Source organism: Ruegeria sp. BE1, assembly GCF_056538885.1.
Window position 1 is genome coordinate 127,116 of the sequence record NZ_JBQFTY010000006.1, and the last position, 17,349, is coordinate 144,464.

22 protein-coding genes are annotated in these 17,349 nt (G+C 60.0%); 13 read left to right on the top strand and 9 right to left on the bottom strand.

The window, feature by feature from the left end:
- Positions 1 to 81: 81 nt before the first annotated feature.
- Positions 82 to 867, top strand: a complete 786-nt coding sequence (locus tag ACR0J5_RS17040) for a zinc-ribbon domain-containing protein (protein WP_480655482.1) — start codon at positions 82 to 84, stop codon at positions 865 to 867.
- 27 nt (positions 868 to 894) lie between these two features.
- Here ACR0J5_RS17040 and ACR0J5_RS17045 read toward each other — a convergent pair whose 3' ends face one another.
- Positions 895 to 1,020, bottom strand: a complete 126-nt coding sequence (locus ACR0J5_RS17045; protein WP_480655483.1) for a hypothetical protein — start codon at positions 1,018 to 1,020, stop codon at positions 895 to 897.
- Positions 1,021 to 1,037: 17 nt separating this feature from the next.
- On the opposite strand from ACR0J5_RS17045, the gene ACR0J5_RS17050 reads away from it, so the two are divergent.
- Positions 1,038 to 1,190 carry a hypothetical protein gene (locus ACR0J5_RS17050; RefSeq protein ID WP_480655485.1) on the top strand — a complete coding sequence of 51 codons (153 nt, stop codon included), beginning with the start codon at positions 1,038 to 1,040 and terminating at the stop codon, positions 1,188 to 1,190.
- A gap of 103 nt (positions 1,191 to 1,293) precedes the next feature.
- Here ACR0J5_RS17050 and ACR0J5_RS17055 read toward each other — a convergent pair whose 3' ends face one another.
- From ACR0J5_RS17055 to argH, 5 genes are all read right to left on the bottom strand, one after another.
- On the bottom strand, positions 1,294 to 3,837 hold the full coding sequence (locus tag ACR0J5_RS17055) for a TIGR02302 family protein (protein ID WP_480655487.1): 2,544 nt from the start codon (positions 3,835 to 3,837) through the stop codon (positions 1,294 to 1,296).
- A 37-nt stretch (positions 3,838 to 3,874) separates the two neighbouring features.
- Positions 3,875 to 5,140, bottom strand: coding sequence for a diaminopimelate decarboxylase (gene lysA / locus ACR0J5_RS17060; protein ID WP_480655489.1), 1,266 nt, complete (start codon positions 5,138 to 5,140; stop codon positions 3,875 to 3,877).
- A 64-nt stretch (positions 5,141 to 5,204) separates the two neighbouring features.
- Positions 5,205 to 5,354 (bottom strand): hypothetical protein, encoded by a 150-nt coding sequence (locus ACR0J5_RS17065; RefSeq protein WP_480655491.1) that lies wholly within the window; start codon positions 5,352 to 5,354, stop codon positions 5,205 to 5,207.
- A 24-nt stretch (positions 5,355 to 5,378) separates the two neighbouring features.
- Positions 5,379 to 5,564: an argininosuccinate lyase gene (locus ACR0J5_RS17070; RefSeq protein WP_480655492.1), complete on the bottom strand. Its 186-nt coding sequence runs from the start codon at positions 5,562 to 5,564 to the stop codon at positions 5,379 to 5,381.
- Entirely contained in the window at positions 5,561 to 6,949 is a 1,389-nt protein-coding gene (gene argH / locus ACR0J5_RS17075) for an argininosuccinate lyase (protein ID WP_480655494.1), read from the bottom strand. The genes ACR0J5_RS17070 and argH overlap by 4 nt, the downstream gene beginning before the upstream one ends.
- A gap of 21 nt (positions 6,950 to 6,970) precedes the next feature.
- Between argH and ACR0J5_RS17080 the strand changes: the two genes are divergently transcribed.
- From ACR0J5_RS17080 to yddG, 10 genes are all read left to right on the top strand, one after another.
- A complete protein-coding gene (locus tag ACR0J5_RS17080) occupies positions 6,971 to 7,537 on the top strand; it encodes a TlpA disulfide reductase family protein (RefSeq protein WP_480655496.1) in 567 nt (188 codons plus the stop codon).
- A 72-nt stretch (positions 7,538 to 7,609) separates the two neighbouring features.
- A complete protein-coding gene (locus tag ACR0J5_RS17085) occupies positions 7,610 to 7,969 on the top strand; it encodes a hypothetical protein (protein ID WP_480655497.1) in 360 nt (119 codons plus the stop codon).
- Positions 7,970 to 8,056: 87 nt separating this feature from the next.
- Entirely contained in the window at positions 8,057 to 8,443 is a 387-nt protein-coding gene (locus tag ACR0J5_RS17090) for a hypothetical protein (RefSeq protein WP_480655499.1), read from the top strand.
- Positions 8,440 to 9,411, top strand: a complete 972-nt coding sequence (locus ACR0J5_RS17095; protein WP_480655501.1) for a sterol desaturase family protein — start codon at positions 8,440 to 8,442, stop codon at positions 9,409 to 9,411. Before ACR0J5_RS17090 ends, ACR0J5_RS17095 begins: the two co-directional genes overlap by 4 nt.
- A gap of 91 nt (positions 9,412 to 9,502) precedes the next feature.
- Positions 9,503 to 9,691 (top strand): hypothetical protein, encoded by a 189-nt coding sequence (locus ACR0J5_RS17100; RefSeq protein ID WP_480655502.1) that lies wholly within the window; start codon positions 9,503 to 9,505, stop codon positions 9,689 to 9,691.
- 92 nt (positions 9,692 to 9,783) lie between these two features.
- Positions 9,784 to 10,617 (top strand): EAL domain-containing protein, encoded by an 834-nt coding sequence (locus tag ACR0J5_RS17105; protein WP_480655504.1) that lies wholly within the window; start codon positions 9,784 to 9,786, stop codon positions 10,615 to 10,617.
- A 183-nt stretch (positions 10,618 to 10,800) separates the two neighbouring features.
- The gene (locus tag ACR0J5_RS17110; RefSeq protein WP_480655506.1) at positions 10,801 to 11,976 is read left to right on the top strand and encodes an acetyl-CoA C-acetyltransferase; all 1,176 of its coding nucleotides are present in this window, start codon (positions 10,801 to 10,803) and stop codon (positions 11,974 to 11,976) included.
- A 186-nt stretch (positions 11,977 to 12,162) separates the two neighbouring features.
- Positions 12,163 to 12,885 carry an acetoacetyl-CoA reductase gene (phbB, locus tag ACR0J5_RS17115; RefSeq protein ID WP_480655508.1) on the top strand — a complete coding sequence of 241 codons (723 nt, stop codon included), beginning with the start codon at positions 12,163 to 12,165 and terminating at the stop codon, positions 12,883 to 12,885.
- 301 nt (positions 12,886 to 13,186) lie between these two features.
- Positions 13,187 to 14,134 carry a transcriptional regulator GcvA gene (locus tag ACR0J5_RS17120; protein WP_480655510.1) on the top strand — a complete coding sequence of 316 codons (948 nt, stop codon included), beginning with the start codon at positions 13,187 to 13,189 and terminating at the stop codon, positions 14,132 to 14,134.
- Positions 14,131 to 14,997, top strand: coding sequence for an aromatic amino acid exporter YddG (gene yddG / locus ACR0J5_RS17125; RefSeq protein WP_480655512.1), 867 nt, complete (start codon positions 14,131 to 14,133; stop codon positions 14,995 to 14,997). Before ACR0J5_RS17120 ends, yddG begins: the two co-directional genes overlap by 4 nt.
- Here the strand turns inward: yddG and ACR0J5_RS17130 are convergent.
- The 3 genes from ACR0J5_RS17130 to ACR0J5_RS17140 form a co-directional block, all read right to left on the bottom strand.
- The gene (locus ACR0J5_RS17130; RefSeq protein ID WP_170353553.1) at positions 14,994 to 15,158 is read right to left on the bottom strand and encodes a YdcH family protein; all 165 of its coding nucleotides are present in this window, start codon (positions 15,156 to 15,158) and stop codon (positions 14,994 to 14,996) included. The two genes, yddG and ACR0J5_RS17130, sit on opposite strands and share 4 nt — an antisense overlap.
- A gap of 121 nt (positions 15,159 to 15,279) precedes the next feature.
- Positions 15,280 to 16,053 carry a tRNA1(Val) (adenine(37)-N6)-methyltransferase gene (locus tag ACR0J5_RS17135; protein WP_480655514.1) on the bottom strand — a complete coding sequence of 258 codons (774 nt, stop codon included), beginning with the start codon at positions 16,051 to 16,053 and terminating at the stop codon, positions 15,280 to 15,282.
- Positions 16,050 to 16,265 (bottom strand): putative signal transducing protein, encoded by a 216-nt coding sequence (locus ACR0J5_RS17140; RefSeq protein WP_170387439.1) that lies wholly within the window; start codon positions 16,263 to 16,265, stop codon positions 16,050 to 16,052. Before ACR0J5_RS17140 ends, ACR0J5_RS17135 begins: the two co-directional genes overlap by 4 nt.
- A gap of 56 nt (positions 16,266 to 16,321) precedes the next feature.
- On the opposite strand from ACR0J5_RS17140, the gene ACR0J5_RS17145 reads away from it, so the two are divergent.
- On the top strand, positions 16,322 to 17,320 hold the full coding sequence (locus ACR0J5_RS17145) for a polyprenyl synthetase family protein (protein WP_480655516.1): 999 nt from the start codon (positions 16,322 to 16,324) through the stop codon (positions 17,318 to 17,320).
- Positions 17,321 to 17,349: the final 29 nt, after the last annotated feature.

A 17,349-nucleotide genomic window follows, 5' to 3' on the forward strand; every position in this document is an offset into this window, starting at 1 on the left:
ACACCCTTTGCGGTCAGGTCTTAACGGAATATCATCCCTGAAAAAACTATTATCGGGGCCGCGGCCCGACCAGGAGGCAGCATGCGTCTTACTTGTCCCAATTGCAGCGCTCAGTACGAGGTGCCCGACGAGGTTATCCCGGAAGAGGGCCGCGATGTCCAATGCTCGAATTGCGAGAAAACCTGGTTTCAGGCCAAGTACCCGGATCAGCCCGCCCCTGCCGCAGCCCAGCCTGTAGCCGAGGACACACCACCCGAGCCTGAGCCCGCCCCGGTTGAAGAGCCCAAGTCCAAAGGAACGGACATCAAGGTCGAGGTTAAACCGAAAGACACGCCACAGCCTGAACCTGAACCTGCCCCGCCCACCGAGAAACCCGCGGCAACCGGAAATATCGACCCCGCCGTTGCCAGTATCCTGCAGGAAGAAGCAAGCCGCGAGGCGGACCTGCGTGCGCAGGAGGGCAGCAGCCTGGAAACTCAGCCGGATCTGGCGTTGGATACACCGGCCGAACCTGACCCGGATACAGACCGCGCGATCAAAGAGCTGACAACATCTGAGACGGCCCAAGACGCAGGGCAAAAAGATGCGCTGCCCGATGTCGACGCGATCAATTCAACGTTGCGCAAAGAAGACATCATGGTCGGGGATGGTGACGGGGACGAGGCGCCGCGTAAATCCGGTGGCTTTATGCGCGGTTTTGCCCTGATCCTTATCATCGGAATTGTGCTGGTGCTGATCTACGGCAACGCCCAGCAGATCAGCGAGGCAGTCCCGCAGGCCGACCCGATCCTTGAGCCCTATGTTTCAATGGTAGATCAGGCCCGCATTTGGCTTGAGGCTCAGACCTCGGGCTCAGCACAGAACTGACAAATGGCGTGTGTCGCGGCTGTACAATCAGCCGCGAGCATCCGCAATCCGTTCAGACCGAACGACCAGCCACAGCGCGCCTGCGTCACTATGGCGGATGTTGTGCGAAACAATTCGGACGTATCGCGCCTGACTGAAAACAGCGTCATTCATCAGCGCGGATGCAATCTATGACTCATTGGTCTGAACTCTTCCCTCTTATCTTTTTTCCGTTCAAAATCATTGTGCTGGGCGTGGGCATGTTCTTTGCCATCAAGTGGCATGTCGATCAGGACAAAAAGAAAAGAACCGAAGGCCAGGACAAGAACCAGCCATCCGTCTGACACGCTTTCCAAAGGGTTTGGGGCGGTATAGACTCATTTTCCGCCCACCGGTCTGTCCCCCCGCTGATGTCGGAGAGACGAGCGAACGCAAAGAGCCCGGGGCCTAGAACCGCTCCAACAACCGTTTCAGATATTCCAGTTCGACCTCCGGACGGTCCGTTTCGCCGGTGCGGCGGCGGATTTCATCCAGTAGCTCACGGGCGCGGCGATACACGTCCTCGCCCTGCAGCAGGCTGTCATCGGTCGAAAGCGAGCCGCTTGATCCCGGGCTGCGGCCCAGCGGATCGCGGTTATTGGCCTGCATGTCGCCCTCTTGCGTGCCCTGACCCGGCTGGTTCTGCTGGTTTTGCGCCAAGGCTTCGCCCAGAGATCGCATACCTTCACGCAGGGCCTCCATCGCTTCGGACTGGCGGTCTATGGCTTCGGCCAGATCATCGCCACGCAGCGCCTCTTCGGCCTCATCCATGGCACGGCCAGCCCGGCCCAGCGCCTCGCGCGCATCTTCACCTTCGGGTGTTCCGGCACCGGGCAGGTTTTGCTGCTGGCGCCCCAGCTCGTCGCGCAGGGCCTGCTGGCGATCGGCAAGCGATCCCTGCCCCTGCGGATTGCCTTCGGCCTGATCCGAACCCTGACCCTGACCGCCCTGACCTTCGTGGCTCTGGCCCCGGCCCAGACCACCATTGCGGCCCTCGTTGCCTTCGCTTTCACCGGCCTGCGCACCGGGGTTGAACTGTTCCTGCAGATCGCGGAAGGCCTGATCGCTCAGGCCCTGCTGTTCGCGCAGGGTTTCCGCCAGCCCCTCCATGGCCTGCTGGCCTTCGGATTGCTGACCCTGGCCCTGACCTTGGGTGACGCGCATGTTTTCCATCATCTGCTGGAACTCTTCCAGCGCCTGCTGCGCCTCGGCCATGCGGCCCTGTTCCATCAGTTCCTGAATGCGGTCCATCATCCGCTGCAGGTCATCCTGCGTCATTTGCAGGGTTTCGCCATTCTGACCCTGCTGGTTATCGTCAAACTCACCATTTTCCTGCGCCAGACGCTGGAGCTGGCGCATATAGTCCTGCGTCGCCTCGCGCAGTTCCTGCATCAACTCCGCGATCTCTTCGTCGGTGGCCCCGTTTTTCATCGCTTCAGACAAACGTTCCTGTGCCCGGCGCATGCGTTCCAACGCATCGGCCAGCGTGCCCTCTTCGATGATGATCGCCAGTTCCCAAAGGGCCTGCGCAATCTCTTCCTGCTGCTTGGGCTTCAGATCATATTTGGTGAACGCCTCAAGCCGCCGCAAAGTCACGCGCAGCCGCAGATAGGCGGTATCCGAGCGGAAGAACCCCTCGGGCAGATGCGACACGGCCCGCAGAATTTGCGCAACCCGCGGCGCGTTTTCGCGCGACCACAGCAGGTCGCGACGCTGTTCGATCACCGCTGCTGCCAGCGGGTCAAAGAACCGCCGCGCGGGCAGGTTGGTCATATATGGCTCGGACTGGCTTTCCTGATCGGCCGCGTCCCGCGCCGTCAACGTGATCCGCACCGGCAGATGCGCCCAAGGGTGCTGTGAGAAATCTTCGATCAGGTCCTCGGTGAAATCATCCCGGTCGCCGGTGATCGGCATCGGCAGTTCCACCTCGATCACGTCGCGCGCCTCGGGGGCCACGGTCAGGCCATAGTCCCGATCTACAGCAGCCAAATCCAGTTCGATCGTGGCGGTGCCGGACACAACACCATAATCATCGCTGGCCGCAAAGGGCAGTTTCATCTGCCCGCCCGCCTCAGACTCGGCCTCATCGGCAACGCCAATGGCGGGAGCAGTGTCGGCAATGACGTCCAAAACCCAGTCACGGCCCGAGGGGCCTGTGATCTTCAACTCTCCGGACCGATCAGCGACAAATTCCTGTTCTGGCTCTGCTGCATCCTGCGTGCCCAACGGTGTGCTGGTTTCAGTCAGGCTGTGCGCGCCGACCTCACCATAAAAGCGCAGGGTGATGCGACTGCCCTGCGGGATCGACAATGTCGGGTCGGTCTGATCCGCCAGATAAAGCGTCGGCAAGCCGGTATAGCGTGGCGGCTCAACCCAGCCTTCCCAGCTAGGGCCCTGCCCGGCCACGGCAGCGCCGGGGGCCATCTCTGCGACCGATCCTATGCGCCAGAAAGAGCCGAACAACGCTGCGATCACCAGCGCCAACAAGGCCATGTATCGCAGAGCATAGGGGTCACGCTCAGCCAGCCGCAGATCAGGCTTAACCCGCTCGGCCAGCGCCGCGCGTTGCGCCATACGTGTCTGGTGCGCCTGCCAGATCGCGACTGAATCCGCATCCATCGACCCGATAGCCTGATCATCCAACAGCGCCTGTATCGGGCGTCCCGGCAGGGATTCGTCCAACCGCGTCAGCGCCTCGATGCGGGATGGGAAATGGAATCGCCTGATCCCAAGAACCAGCGCTGCCACCAGACCGATCAGCGCCACGGCACCAACCGCCCAGACCATTTCAACACGAACCAGGTCCTGCAAGCCCAGCATCAAAACGGCCAGAATCGCCATGAAAACAGTGAAAAAGGGCCAAAACGCGCGCAAAACCTGCTCAGCGAGCATCCCTGCATGCGTCAGCCACAGGGATGGTCTTGGTATCGGCAGGGTCGGTCTTGCGGTCAAGGCGGGCCTCCGTCAGCAGGCCCGCACGGTCATCGCGTCAGAGCCACTCGGGTATGGTATCGCGGTTTATGATTTCGTCAAAGCTTGGGCGTTCACGAATTACGGCGAATTGATCACCATGCACCAGAACCTCGGGGATCAGGGGGCGGGTGTTATATTCGCTGGACATCACCGCACCATATGCGCCGGCGCTGCGAAATGCGACCAGATCACCTGCTGCAAGCGGTGGCATATTGCGCTGTTTGGCAAAGGTATCGCCGGTTTCGCAAACAGGGCCCACGATGTCATAGGGTTGCTGTTCCACGCCCGGCGCGGGTTCGTTCACCGCAACAATATCATGATATGCTTCGTACATCGCAGGACGGATCAGATCGTTCATGGCCCCGTCCAGGATCAGGAAATCGCGCCCTTCGCCCGATTTCACATAGATCACCTTGCTGACCATCAGACCCGCATTGCCCGCGATCAGGCGGCCGGGTTCGATTTCAATCTCGCACCCCAGATGGCCCAGAGTTTTCTGGATCAACGCGCCATATTCCACCGGCAACGGCGGTGCATCATTGGCGCGGGTGTAGGGGATGCCCAACCCACCGCCCAGATCAAGGCGGCGGATATTGTGCCCCTCGGCGCGCAGCTGTTCGGTCAGTTCGGCGACCTTGGTATAGGCCAACTCGAACGGTTCCAGCTCGGTCAGTTGCGAACCGATATGGACGTCGATACCAATGACGTCCAGCCCCGGCAGTGTGGCGGCATGGGCGTAAACCTCTGAGGCACGGGCGATCGGGATGCCGAACTTGTTCTCGGACTTGCCTGTGGCGATCTTGGCGTGGGTTTTGGCGTCCACATCCGGGTTCACCCGCACAGTGATCGGCGCAACCACGCCCAGTTCCAGCGCAATCGCGTTGATCACGTCCATCTCGGGCTCGGATTCCACGTTGAACTGGCGGATGCCGCCGGTCAGCGCGGTGCGAATCTCATCCGCTGTCTTGCCAACGCCCGAGAATACGATCTTGTCGCCCGGTACCCCTGCGGCCTTGGCCCGCAGGTATTCGCCGCCCGAGACCACATCCATTCCAGCGCCCGCCTGCGCCAGTGTCTTCAGAATGGCCTGATTGCTGGCCGCTTTCATCGCATAGCAGACAAGGTGATCCAGGCCGCCCAACGCATCATCAAACAGCTTGAAGTGCCGCAGCAGAGTTGCGGTTGAGTAGACATAAAACGGAGTTCCGACCGCGGCTGCGATTTCGGAAATCGGGACATCCTCGGCGAAAAGCGCGCCGTCGCGGTAGAGAAAGTGATCCATACCCGCGCGCTTAGACCAAAACGGGCGCGTGGATCAATGGATTCGACGCACTTGCGGCAGATGGTCAGTTCGTCGTCGACACGCCAACCCGACCATAGCCCGAGATCGAGATGCCGGAACTGCCCGAGTTCGCCGTAGGTTCAGGCCGGGGTTTGTACGACGGATCACAGGCGGCCAGAACGCCAAACGATAGGATCAGGGGGAGAAACTTCATGATGCCTTCTTCGGAACTGAGAGGTTAAATGCCCAGGAATACACCCAGACCGCCCTTTTGCAGGCCCACGCCGCCGCCCACATGGGTACCGCTGCTGCCCACGCCGATATTCGCGCTCATGGTAGGTTGGATCGGCTCGCCATCCGCACCGCAGGCGGCCAGGGCGAACCCGGCCGCGATCAGCAGGATCACACGGAGTATCTGTATCATACCAGCGCCTTCCACCTTTTGATCTGGGCACGCACCTGATCGGGGGCCGTGCCGCCATAGGATTGGCGCGAGTTTACCGAATTTTCGACAGTAAGGACAGAATAGACATCATCCGTAATATCTGCGTGGACCGACTGCATGTCCTCCAGCGTCAGATCGGGCAGATCACAGTCTTTGCTTTCGGCCATGGCCACCAGCGATCCGGTGACGTGATGCGCATCGCGGAAGGGCAGGCCCAGCACCCGCACCAGCCAGTCGGCCAGATCGGTCGCGGTCGAGAACCCCGAGCCTGCGGCGGCGGCCAAGCTTTCGCGGTTGGCGGTCATATCCTTGACCATGCCCTCCATCGCCGCAAGCGCCAGCATCCAGTTGTCGGCGGCATCAAAGACCTGTTCCTTGTCTTCCTGCATGTCCTTGGAATAAGCCAGTGGCAGGCCCTTCATCACCATCATCAGTGCGGTATTGGCGCCGTAAATCCGGCCCACCTTTGCGCGGATCAGTTCAGCCGCGTCGGGGTTTTTCTTCTGCGGCATGATCGACGAACCGGTCGAGAAGCGATCCGACAGCGTGACAAATCGGAATTGGGCCGAAGACCAAATCACCAGTTCCTCGGCAAAGCGCGACAGATGCACGGCACAGATCGAGGCGGTGGACAGGAATTCAAGCGCAAAGTCACGGTCGCTGACCGCGTCCAGTGAGTTGGCGGCGGGACGGTCAAAGCCCAGTGCTTCGGCCGTCATCGCACGGTCGATAGGGAAGGACGTGCCTGCCAGCGCCGCAGCGCCCAAGGGGGATTCGTTCATCCGGGCGCGGGCATCACGGACGCGGGATAGATCACGGCCAAACATCTCGACATAAGCCATCATGTGGTGACCCCATGTCACCGGCTGCGCGGTTTGCAGGTGGGTGAAGCCGGGCATGACCCAATCGGCCCCCGCCTCGGCCTGTGCCAAAAGCGCGCGGATCAGGGCCAGAAGGCCGGTTTCGGCGGCGTCGAACTGATCGCGGACCCACAGTTTGAAATCTGTCGCAACCTGGTCATTGCGGCTGCGGCCTGTGTGCAAACGTCCTGCGGGTTCTCCGATCACCTCTTTCAGCCGCGCTTCGACATTCATGTGGATGTCTTCCAGCGCGGTCGAAAACTGAAACGAACCGGACTGGATTTCTGACAAGACTGTGAGCAGCCCTTCCCGAATAGCCTGCGCATCACTATCACTTATGACGCCTGTGGCAGCCAGCATGGCGGCATGGGCGCGCGAGCCTGCGATGTCCTGGGCTGCCATCCGCTGATCGAACCCGATCGAGGCATTGATTGCCTCCATGATCGCGTCTGGACCGGCGGCAAAGCGGCCGCCCCACATCTGGTTCGAGGATTGATCGGTCATGTAAGAAAACCCGGAGTTGATATGCGCCTATTTCGTCTGATCCCCCTTTATATGGCCCTTGCGCTGGGTGCAAATGCAGCTTTGGCCGCCGATATAGAGACTTTGAAGCCTTTGCGGGAAGGCACGCTGAAGCGCCTGATCCTGCATAAGGAACCCAAAACCAAGACTCCGGTCGAATTCCAACTGGAAGATGACGGCGGCACCGCAACGCTGGCCGATTACAAGGGTAAATATGTTCTGGTGAATTTCTGGGCCACCTGGTGCGCGCCCTGCCGCAAGGAAATGCCCCAGATCGCCGAACTGCAGGAAGAGTTCGGTGGCGACAAGTTTGAGGTCGTGACGCTGGCCACCGGGCGCAACTCACCTGCGGGTATCAAGAAGTTCTTCGAGGAAAACGGCATCGACAACTTGCCCCGCCATCAGGATGCGGGCTCGGCCGTGGCGCGTGAGTTCGGCGTGATTGCCCTGCCGATCACTGTGATCCTTGACCCCAACGGCGACGAAATCGCCCGTCTGATCGGCGATGCCGAGTGGAACTCGGATAGCGCGAAGGCGATTGTCGGCGCTCTCGTGGGCGGTGAAAGCTGAAGATCTCACCCTGAAATCAACGAATCGTGCTAACCTCCCGCTGCATTCAAGCGGGAGGATTTTTTTGTGAAGATGCTGAATTTGGTTTTAACTACCCTGTCGGTTCTGGCAGTTTCCGCCACAGTTGCGACAGCAAAAGAAATCAAGAAAGAAAACCAGTTTCTGGATGCCGTCGCTGACAAGACACTTGTCGGGAACGGGGCCTCACTTGTCATTTCGTCAGACGGTAAAATCTCGGGTCAGTTGGACAATGGCGCAAAAGTGGTTGGCGCATGGGTTTGGAACAAAAGGTTCTGGTGCAGAAACGTAACCGTCGGCGGCAACGCATTGCCTGAAGACTGTCAAAGGGTGTCACTGGAGGGAAACCAGGTGACATTCACCCGCAACAAGGGCAAAGGCGACTCGGGCGGGACCTACACCATCTCAAACTAATTTGTGATTCATTGGTCGGCTCCGCTGACGCAACGCCACCTTTGACAGTGACCTCTCCTCTTTGCAGTTTGGCTGCAGGAGGATGGAATGCCACTGGAAATTCTGTTGGTTCTGGTCGTCGGCGGTATCGTCGGTGTGACCGTGCTGCTGCATTTGACCGGACGGTCGCGGATGCGCGACCTGACGCCCGAGACCGCGCGCTCGGAATGGCTGCGCCATGCGCCCGATGATGTGATCATCGACATAACTATTGCCCATGACAAGCATTCCGCCCTGATCCGGACCGAGACCGGGAACGGGCTGTTGTGGTCCTTTGGGGCTGACACCGTGGCGCGCCACTTGCTGGATTACGACTGGATCGACCATCCCGACGGGTTCGAGATCCAGTTCCACGATTTCGGCACCCCCAAAGCCATCATCCGCCTTGACGAATTCGAACGCCCGCATTGGGAACATCTGATGGACGCCACATGACCGACCAAATCACCTTCCCCGACGCTGTACAATGGGCCGTGCCCTTTTTCATCGCCGCCATTCTGGCCGAATTCCTGTGGATTGCCGTCAAAGGCAAAGGCGGGCGGTATGAGACGCGCGATGCCGTGACCTCATTGGTGATGGGCGCGGGCAACATCGCGTCCGGCTTTCTGCTGGGGTTCATCGCCTATGGGTTCTTCATGTGGTTGTGGCAGATCACTCCGCTGAACCTGGGCACCTCGATCCCGGTGATCATCCTGTGTTTCGTGCTGGATGATCTGCGGTACTATTGGGTGCACCGCTTTGGCCACCGCATCCGCTGGGTCTGGGCCAGCCATGTGAACCACCACAGCTCGCAGCACTATAACCTGACCACGGCGCTACGGCAGAGCTGGACCTATACGTTCACTTTCATGATGGTGGTGCGGGCACCGCTGATCCTGCTGGGGTTTCACCCGGCGATGGTCCTGTTCGTCGGCGGATTGAACCTGATCTACCAGTTCTGGATTCACACCGAGGCCATCGGCAAAATGCCCCGCTGGTTCGAGGCGGTGATGAACACCCCCAGCCATCATCGGGCGCATCACGGGCGCAACGCGCGGTATCTGGATTGCAACTATGCCGGCGTCTTCATCGTCTGGGACAAGATGTTCGGAACCTTTGTGCCCGAGCAAGAGGATGACCGCGTCGATTTCGGGCTGGTTCATAATATCGGCACGTTCAACCCGCTGCGCGTGGCCTTTCACGAATGGGTCAGCATCTGGCGCGACGCGACGCAGCCGGGCCTGACCCTGCGCGAGCGTCTGTCCTATTGCTTTGCCCCACCGGGCTACAGCCATGACGGCAGCCGCGACAGCTCGGACCAGATCAAGGCCAAGCACCTGGCCCGCAACCCCGAAGATCGCGGAACGCCCGGATTCGAGCATTTTGAGGCAAAATCGCCCAATCCGCAGGCAAAACAGGCTTAAATCCGCCGAACCCTTTGGCCACATTCTTGAAAACGGGACCGCAGACTCCATCTTGCGGGGAGTGAACCGTAACGAGTGGCCGGAGGTAAAAATGTCCAGACTAGCAACTGTTTCGACCGTTCTTGGCCTGCTCGGGCTTGTTTTGGCGATGCTGACGGCGCTGGCTGGCGGACCATCAGCAATCATTGCCCTTGGGTTTGCCATGATGACCCTTGGCTTTGCCGGGGCGGTGATCAGCGCAGCCGCCGCATTGGGACGCGTTTGGGAAACCGCGCGATAATCCACCGAAAACCCAAAAGCCTTAACCGCAGATTCATCACTATGCCCTGAAATACGTTCCCAAGCGTGGACGCAAAAGGGATTGGCAAAGCGATGCGGGACAAGAACAAGGCGGATGTGCCCGAAGGGGCGGAAAGCCCTTTGAACGCGGCTGTCGCATCCCGTGACACGTCCACCGTTCAAATGGCCACTGAGGCGGTGAAACACAAACAATGCAAACTGGCCTTTCAGCCAGTGATGCAAGCCCACCCGCCATTTGACGTGGCTTTTTATGAGGGGTTTATCCGCGTGCTGGACGAAACCGGGCGGGTGATCCCCGCGCGTGATTTCATGCCGCAACTGGAAAACACCCCCATCGGGCGGGATCTGGATTGCGTTGCGCTTGAGATGGGGCTGCGCACATTGGCCAGAACCCCGGATATCAGGCTTTCGATCAACATGTCTGCTCGGTCGATCGGCTATGCACGATATACGCGCGTGCTGGAGCGGTTTCTAAAAAAGCACGCCCATATCGGTGAGCGATTGATACTGGAGATTTCGGAAAGCTCTGCCATGACAGTGCCCGAGCTGGTGATAGATTTCATGGACCGGATGCAACCGCGCGGCGTGGCCTTTGCACTGGATGATTTCGGGGCCAGCAACTTCAGCTTCCGCCACTTTCGCGAGTTTCTGTTCGATGCCGCCAAGATCGATGGACAGTTCGTTCGGGGCGTCAGCAGCAATTCCGACAATCAGGCGCTGGTGCGCGCCCTTGTCGCCGTGGCCCGAGAATTCGAGATTCTGGTGACAGCCGAATCGGTCGAAACCAAGGAAGACGCCGCATTTCTGGTGGCAAATGGCGTCGATTGCCTGCAGGGGTACTTGTTCGGGGCTCCTACCGTCTCGGCCCCGTGGAAGGGTGAAAAAGCCAAACAAACCGGCAGCTAAGCGCTGAAATCCGGCCTCGCCCACGCCTGAGACAAGCTGACCGTTGCTGCACGTGCAGCATTACGCTATGTCATGCACAGTTGAAGCGGGGTAATGCAAGGCGCTCTGGTTCACAGGGGCTATGCCTTTGGGATGCGCGCCGTTAGGGTTCCCCCGGAACCTTGATGGTAAAGGATTGTCTGAATGACCAACGTAGTAATCGCATCCGCTGCCCGGACAGGCGTCGGCAGTTTTGGTGGCTCATTTGCAAACACCCCTGCACATGATTTGGGCGCGGCTGTTCTTGAGGCCGTCGTTGAACGCGCAGGGATCGAAAAGGACGAAGTCAGCGAGACCATTTTGGGTCAGGTTCTGACAGCCGCACAGGGCCAGAACCCTGCACGTCAGGCCCATATCAACGCCGGCCTTCCGCAGGAAAGCGCGGCCTGGGGTATCAATCAGGTTTGCGGCTCGGGCCTGCGCGCCGTGGCATTGGGGGCTCAGCACATCCAACTGGGCGATGCCGAGATTGTCGCCGCCGGCGGTCAAGAGAACATGACCCTTTCGCCCCATGCCGCCGCCTTGCGCGCGGGTCAGAAGATGGGCGACATGAAATATATCGACACGATGATCCGCGACGGGTTGTGGGATGCCTTCAACGGCTATCACATGGGTCAAACCGCTGAGAATGTCGCCGAGAAATGGCAGATCAGCCGCGATCAGCAGGACGAATTCGCCGTCGCCAGCCAGAACAAGGCTGAAGCCGCGCAAAAGGCTGGCAAGTTTGCTGACGAAATCACGCCCTTCACCATCAAGACCCGCAAGGGCGACATCGTGATGGACAGCGACGAATACATCCGCCACGGCGCGACCATGGAGGCGATGGCCAAACTGCGCCCTGCCTTCACCAAGGACGGCTCGGTCACGGCGGCAAACGCTTCGGGTCTGAATGACGGGGCCGCGGCCACGCTGCTGATGTCGGCCGAAAACGCCGAAAAGCGCGGGATCGAACCGCTGGCCCGGATCGCATCCTACGCGACCGCCGGTTTGGACCCGTCAATCATGGGCGTCGGTCCGATCTATGCGTCGCGCAAGGCGCTGGAGAAAGCCGGCTGGTCAGTTGGCGATCTGGATCTGGTCGAGGCCAACGAAGCCTTTGCCGCACAGGCCTGCGCCGTGAACAAAGACATGGGCTGGGACCCGTCGATCGTGAACGTCAATGGCGGTGCGATTGCCATCGGCCACCCGATCGGTGCATCCGGCTGCCGCGTTCTGAACACCCTGCTCTTTGAAATGAAGCGCCGCGATGCCAAGAAGGGTCTCGCGACCCTCTGCATCGGTGGCGGTATGGGCGTCGCCCTGTGTGTGGAGCGCGACTGAATGCGCTGACATCCCGATACCAAGGGCGTCCAATGGACGCCCTTTTTTGTTTTAGATCAAACCTTCCCCTGAGATGCGCCTTTATCATTTGCAAGAAAGATCAAAACTCACGCGAAACGATATTGCGCAATTAAACCCCACAAAGTAACAGAATTACTAGACAGATCAAAATTGGAGGAGTCCTCAATGGCACGTACAGCACTCGTTACCGGCGGTTCCCGCGGCATCGGCGCAGCAATTTCCAAGGCGCTCAAGGCCGAAGGGTATAATGTTGCGGCCACCTATGCCGGGAACGACGAAGCGGCGGCAAACTTCACCGAGGAAACCGGCATCGGCACATACAAATGGAACGTGGCCGATTATGAGGAATCCAAAGCAGGCATCGAGAAAGTCGAAGCCGAGCTTGGCCCGATTGACGTGGTGGTCGCCAATGCAGGGATCACCCGTGACGCACCCTTCCACAAGATGACACCCGAGCAGTGGCAGCAGGTGATCGACACCAACCTGACCGGCGTGTTCAACACCGTTCACCCGATCTGGCCCGGCATGCGCGAGCGTAAGTTTGGCCGCGTCATCGTCATCAGCTCGGTCAATGGACAAAAAGGTCAGTTCGCACAGGTGAACTATGCCGCGACCAAGGCGGGCGATCTGGGCATCGTCAAATCGCTGGCACAGGAAGGTGCGCGGGCGGGGATCACCGCAAACGCGGTCTGCCCCGGCTATATCGGAACCGAAATGGTGATGGCCGTTCCTGAAAAAGTGCGTGAAGCCATCATCAGCCAGATTCCTGCAGGCCGTCTGGGCGAGGCCGACGAGATCGCGCGCTGCGTGACCTTCCTGGCCTCGGATGACTCGCAGTTCATCAATGGCTCGACAATTTCGGCGAACGGCGCTCAGTTCTTCTCGTAATCCGAACGCACAGCACGAACAAGGGCCGGTCCACTCTGGGCCGGCCCTTGTTCATCCCGTAAGAACGTGTGCACTGCGTTCAGCGGGAACCGAATAGCCACGCAAGGGCGTTTTTGATGATCTTGCCGCGCTCAGCATGGGCCCGCTGAAACGCGCGGACGGCTGCGGGGTTTGTGGTCATCTCGATCATGACAGGCATCCTTTCAGTTCAGCTTTGCTTGACTTTCCCTGAATATGCGCCTTATCTTCAAAGCTGACAAACGAGCTTTTTACGACAACCAGTTAAGAAATTCTTGATCGAATGAGTGCCGCCTTTCCGCCCCTGACAGCGCTGCGTGCCTTTGATGCAGCGGCCCGGCATATGTCTTTTGCCAAGGCCGCGGATGAGCTGCACGTGACACCGGCTGCATTGTCGTTCCAGATCAAATCGCTTGAGGAACACTTGGGCCGTCCTCTGTTTCGTCGCCTGAACCGCGCCGTTGAACTGACCGATGCCGGGCGAGCGCTCGCCCCCGGTGCGGCCGAAGGGTTTGCGGCGCTGCAAACCGCCTGGCAGGCGGCCCGGCGGCAGGGCGACGACACCAGTCTGACGGTCACGGCGGGCCCGGCGCTGACGGCCAAGTGGCTGGCACCCCGGCTGTATGAGTTTGCGCGGGCACATCCCGAGATTGACCTGAAATTCTCGGCCACTTTGCGCAACATGGACCTTGAACGAGACGATGTGGATGTGGCCATACGCTTTGGCTATGGCCCGGACGAAGGGCTCTATTCCGTACCCGTGCGCAAGGAATGGCTGACCCCGGTGATGACCCCGGAATTGGCCGCGCAGTTTCCGACACCCGAAAGCCTGAAGGATGCGCCCCTGATCCATGACGACTCGATTGCGTTTCTCAGGCCGAAATGTGACTGGCCCACGTGGTTTCGGGCCGTGGGGATCACGTTCACGCCCGAGCATGGCGCGCGTTTTTCCAACGCAGATCATGCGATTGATGCTGCTGTTGCGGGTGTTGGTGTGGTCTTGGGGCGTCGCGCGATGATCCTGAAGGACCTGACCGAAGGGCGACTGGTCGCACCTTTCAAAACAGCGATTGAGACACGCGGGCGGTTTCGTTTTCTCTGCCTGCCGGGGGCCGAAAAACGCCCTCAGATCGCGGCTTTTCGGGATTGGTTCATTGCCGAGATTGAAAAAACCGCGCATATTTCGGACGCATTCAAGATCATCCCCGTAGAAGACGTCCCCACCTCATGACCAGATCCCGCGCCACGACTATCGGGTTCATCGCTGTCCTGCTGTGGTCCTTGCTGGCCCTGTTCACCGTCGGATCCTCGCCCACGCCACCGCTCTTGCTGAACGCCATCTGTTTTTCCATCGGCGGCACCTTGGGCCTGATCTGGACATGGGCCAGCGGCGGGTTGCGTCAATTGCGCACCGTGCCCTGGACCACCTATCTGTTCGGCACCATTGGTCTGTTTGGCTATCACGCGCTGTATTTCTCGGCCCTGCGCATGGCCCCAGCGGCCGAGGCAGGCTTGATCGCCTATCTCTGGCCCCTGTTGATCGTGTTGTTTTCCGGGTTGCTGCCGGGCGAGAACCTGCGCCTTGGACATCTGTTTGGCGCCTGTCTCGGATTTGCCGGGGCCGCGGTGATCATCGCCGGAGGCGGCGGGATGGGGTTTCAGGCGGCCCACCTGCCCGGCTATGGTCTGGCATTGCTCTGCGCGCTGACCTGGTCAGGCTATTCGGTGTTGTCGCGCAAGCTGGGGGATACTCCGACCAGTTCAGTGGCCGTATTTTGCGTTGCCACAGCCGTTGCGTCGGGTGTTTTGCATTTGGCGATCGAGGAAACAGTCTGGCCCAGCAGCGCCTTTGGCTGGGCCTCGGTCGCGGCCCTTGGGCTGGGACCCGTCGGGCTGGCGTTTTATGTGTGGGACATCGGGGTCAAGCAGGGCGACATTCAGATATTGGGCACGGCGTCCTACGCGGCACCTTTGCTGTCTACGCTGGCTTTGGTTGTGGCCGGGATCGCCGCCCCGTCCTGGGGTCTGGCGATCGCGGCGGTGCTTATCACAGGCGGCGCGACGATTGCCGCGCGCGCCAGTCTGCGTCGTTAACTCGACAATCGCTCGATCTCTTCCTTGAGCCTCAGCTTCTGCTTTTTCAGCTGCGCAATATGGAGATCGTCGATGCCAGGCGAGCGTTGTGCTTGTTCAACTTCAAGACCGAGATTTTCGTGCTTCTTCTTCAGTTCGGTCAGATGTGCGCTCACGCTCATGGCGGTACTCCTCTGTTGGTGTCTGAGTTTCACGTAAGAAGTTGACCACATCGTTTCCACCCTGTCACGCTGCAGGCGCACAGAAACTATAATAAATCCGACAAATTCGGCTGGTTAATGCCTATTGACCGAAAATCCCGGTGATCGCGGCCCCATTCCGCAGCACCGATGAGACCTGTGGCGTATAGCTTTCGCCGTCTTTCTCATGTCGCTCGCCCGCATGCAGGATCAAAGGCGCGTGCAACCGGAAACCTGCCCGACCCCCTTTTCTGGCGCGCAGCATGACCAATTCAGCGGTGCGACCGGTGCGCGCGGCCAGCGGCAGAACTTCGACCGAACCCAACCGTCCCGTACAGCCCGCCAGCATGTCGGGCAGGCGGTCGGCTTTCTGGATCATATGCAGATACCCGCGCGGCGCGAGGCGCCGAGCGGCGGTATCGAACCACTCTGCCAACGGCGTGTCCTCGCCCAAGGCCATGCTGCGCCCTTTGTCTGCCGCCGGACTATGTGCCCCGGCCCGGTAATAAGGAGGATTCGCGATCACATGGTCGAACTGCCGTTGCCGCAGATCGGCGGGCAGCGCAGTCAAATCCGCCTCGATCACGTCAAGCGAGGCATTGTTTTCATCGGCATTCCGGCGCGCCAGATCGGCATAGGCGGGTTGAAGTTCGACCCCCACGCCCTGCAGGCCCGAAACCCGCGCCATCAGACACAGGATCGCAGCCCCTGCACCGCAGCCAAGCTCCAGCACGCTGTGACCAGGGACCGCCGGGACCGACGCCGCCAGCAGAACCGGGTCAACTCCTGCCCGATAGCCGGACCGCGGTTGCCACAGACGTACACGGCCGCTCAAAAAATCGTTACGGGTCAGATCGCTATCGGGGAAGCAGGTCATCGCCCCAGCGGGATGTCATTGTCGCGCATGACTCTTTCCGCACGGGTCAGATCGTCGGCCCGCACCATCAGGCGACGGGGGAAGATTCCGATGCCGCCTTCGAGGATGCTCATATTTACGTCCATCTGAAAGCAGTCTATATCCTCGCCTTCAAGAAGGGCCGAAGCAAAAGCCAGGATCGTCGGATCGGTGCTGCGCAAAAGTTCTTTCATGGGGATGGATGTAAGGGCAAGGTGGCTAAGATGTCGAGCCTTGTATCAGGGGTGTGATGAATATCGATACGATCACGAAACCGCATGAGCGACTGGCAGAGATTCTGACCGCCGAAATGGAGGCGGTCAACACGCTGATCCGCACGCGTATGGCGTCCGAGCACGCGCCGCGCATCCCCGAAGTGACCGCGCATTTGGTCGAGGCGGGCGGCAAACGTCTGCGCCCCATGCTGACGCTGGCGGCGGCCCGGTTGTTTGGGTATGCGGGCGACCATCACGTGCGGCTGGCCGCAACGGTCGAATTCATCCACACCGCAACCCTGCTGCATGACGACGTGGTCGACGAAAGCGCCCAGCGGCGCGGGCGGCCCACGGCGAATCTGCTGTGGGACAACAAATCCAGCGTTCTGGTCGGCGATTACCTGTTTTCCCGCAGTTTCCAACTGATGGTTGAGACCGGATCGCTGCGTGTTCTGGACATCCTCGCCAACGCCTCGGCCACGATTGCCGAGGGCGAGGTTCTGCAAATGACCGCAGCCACCGATCTGGGCACGGATGAATCCGTCTATCTGCAAGTTGTGCGCGGCAAAACCGCAGCGCTGTTTTCGGCCGCAACCGAGGTGGGCGGCGTCATTGCAAGCGCTTCTGAGGAGCAGGTCAAGGCGCTGTACGACTATGGCGATGCGCTGGGAATCGCGTTCCAGATCGCGGACGATCTTCTGGATTATCAGGGTGATAGCAAAGCGACCGGCAAGAATGTTGGCGACGACTTCCGCGAGCGCAAGCTGACGCTGCCGGTGATCAAAGCCGTCGCACAGGCCACCCCGGATGAACGCGCCTTTTGGGAACGTACGATCGGCAAGGGCCGTCAGGAAGAGGGCGATCTGGGTCACGCGCTTGGCCTGATGGGCAAATACGGCTCGCTGGAGGCCACACGGTCAGATGCGTTTGACTGGGCCGCAAAGGCCAAGGCGTCGCTGGACCCTCTGCCCGACCACGAACTGCGCACCTTGCTGCGTGATCTGGCCGATTACGTGGTCTCGCGACTGAACTGATCGCCCCAACGCGTTAGGATTTCCGGCAC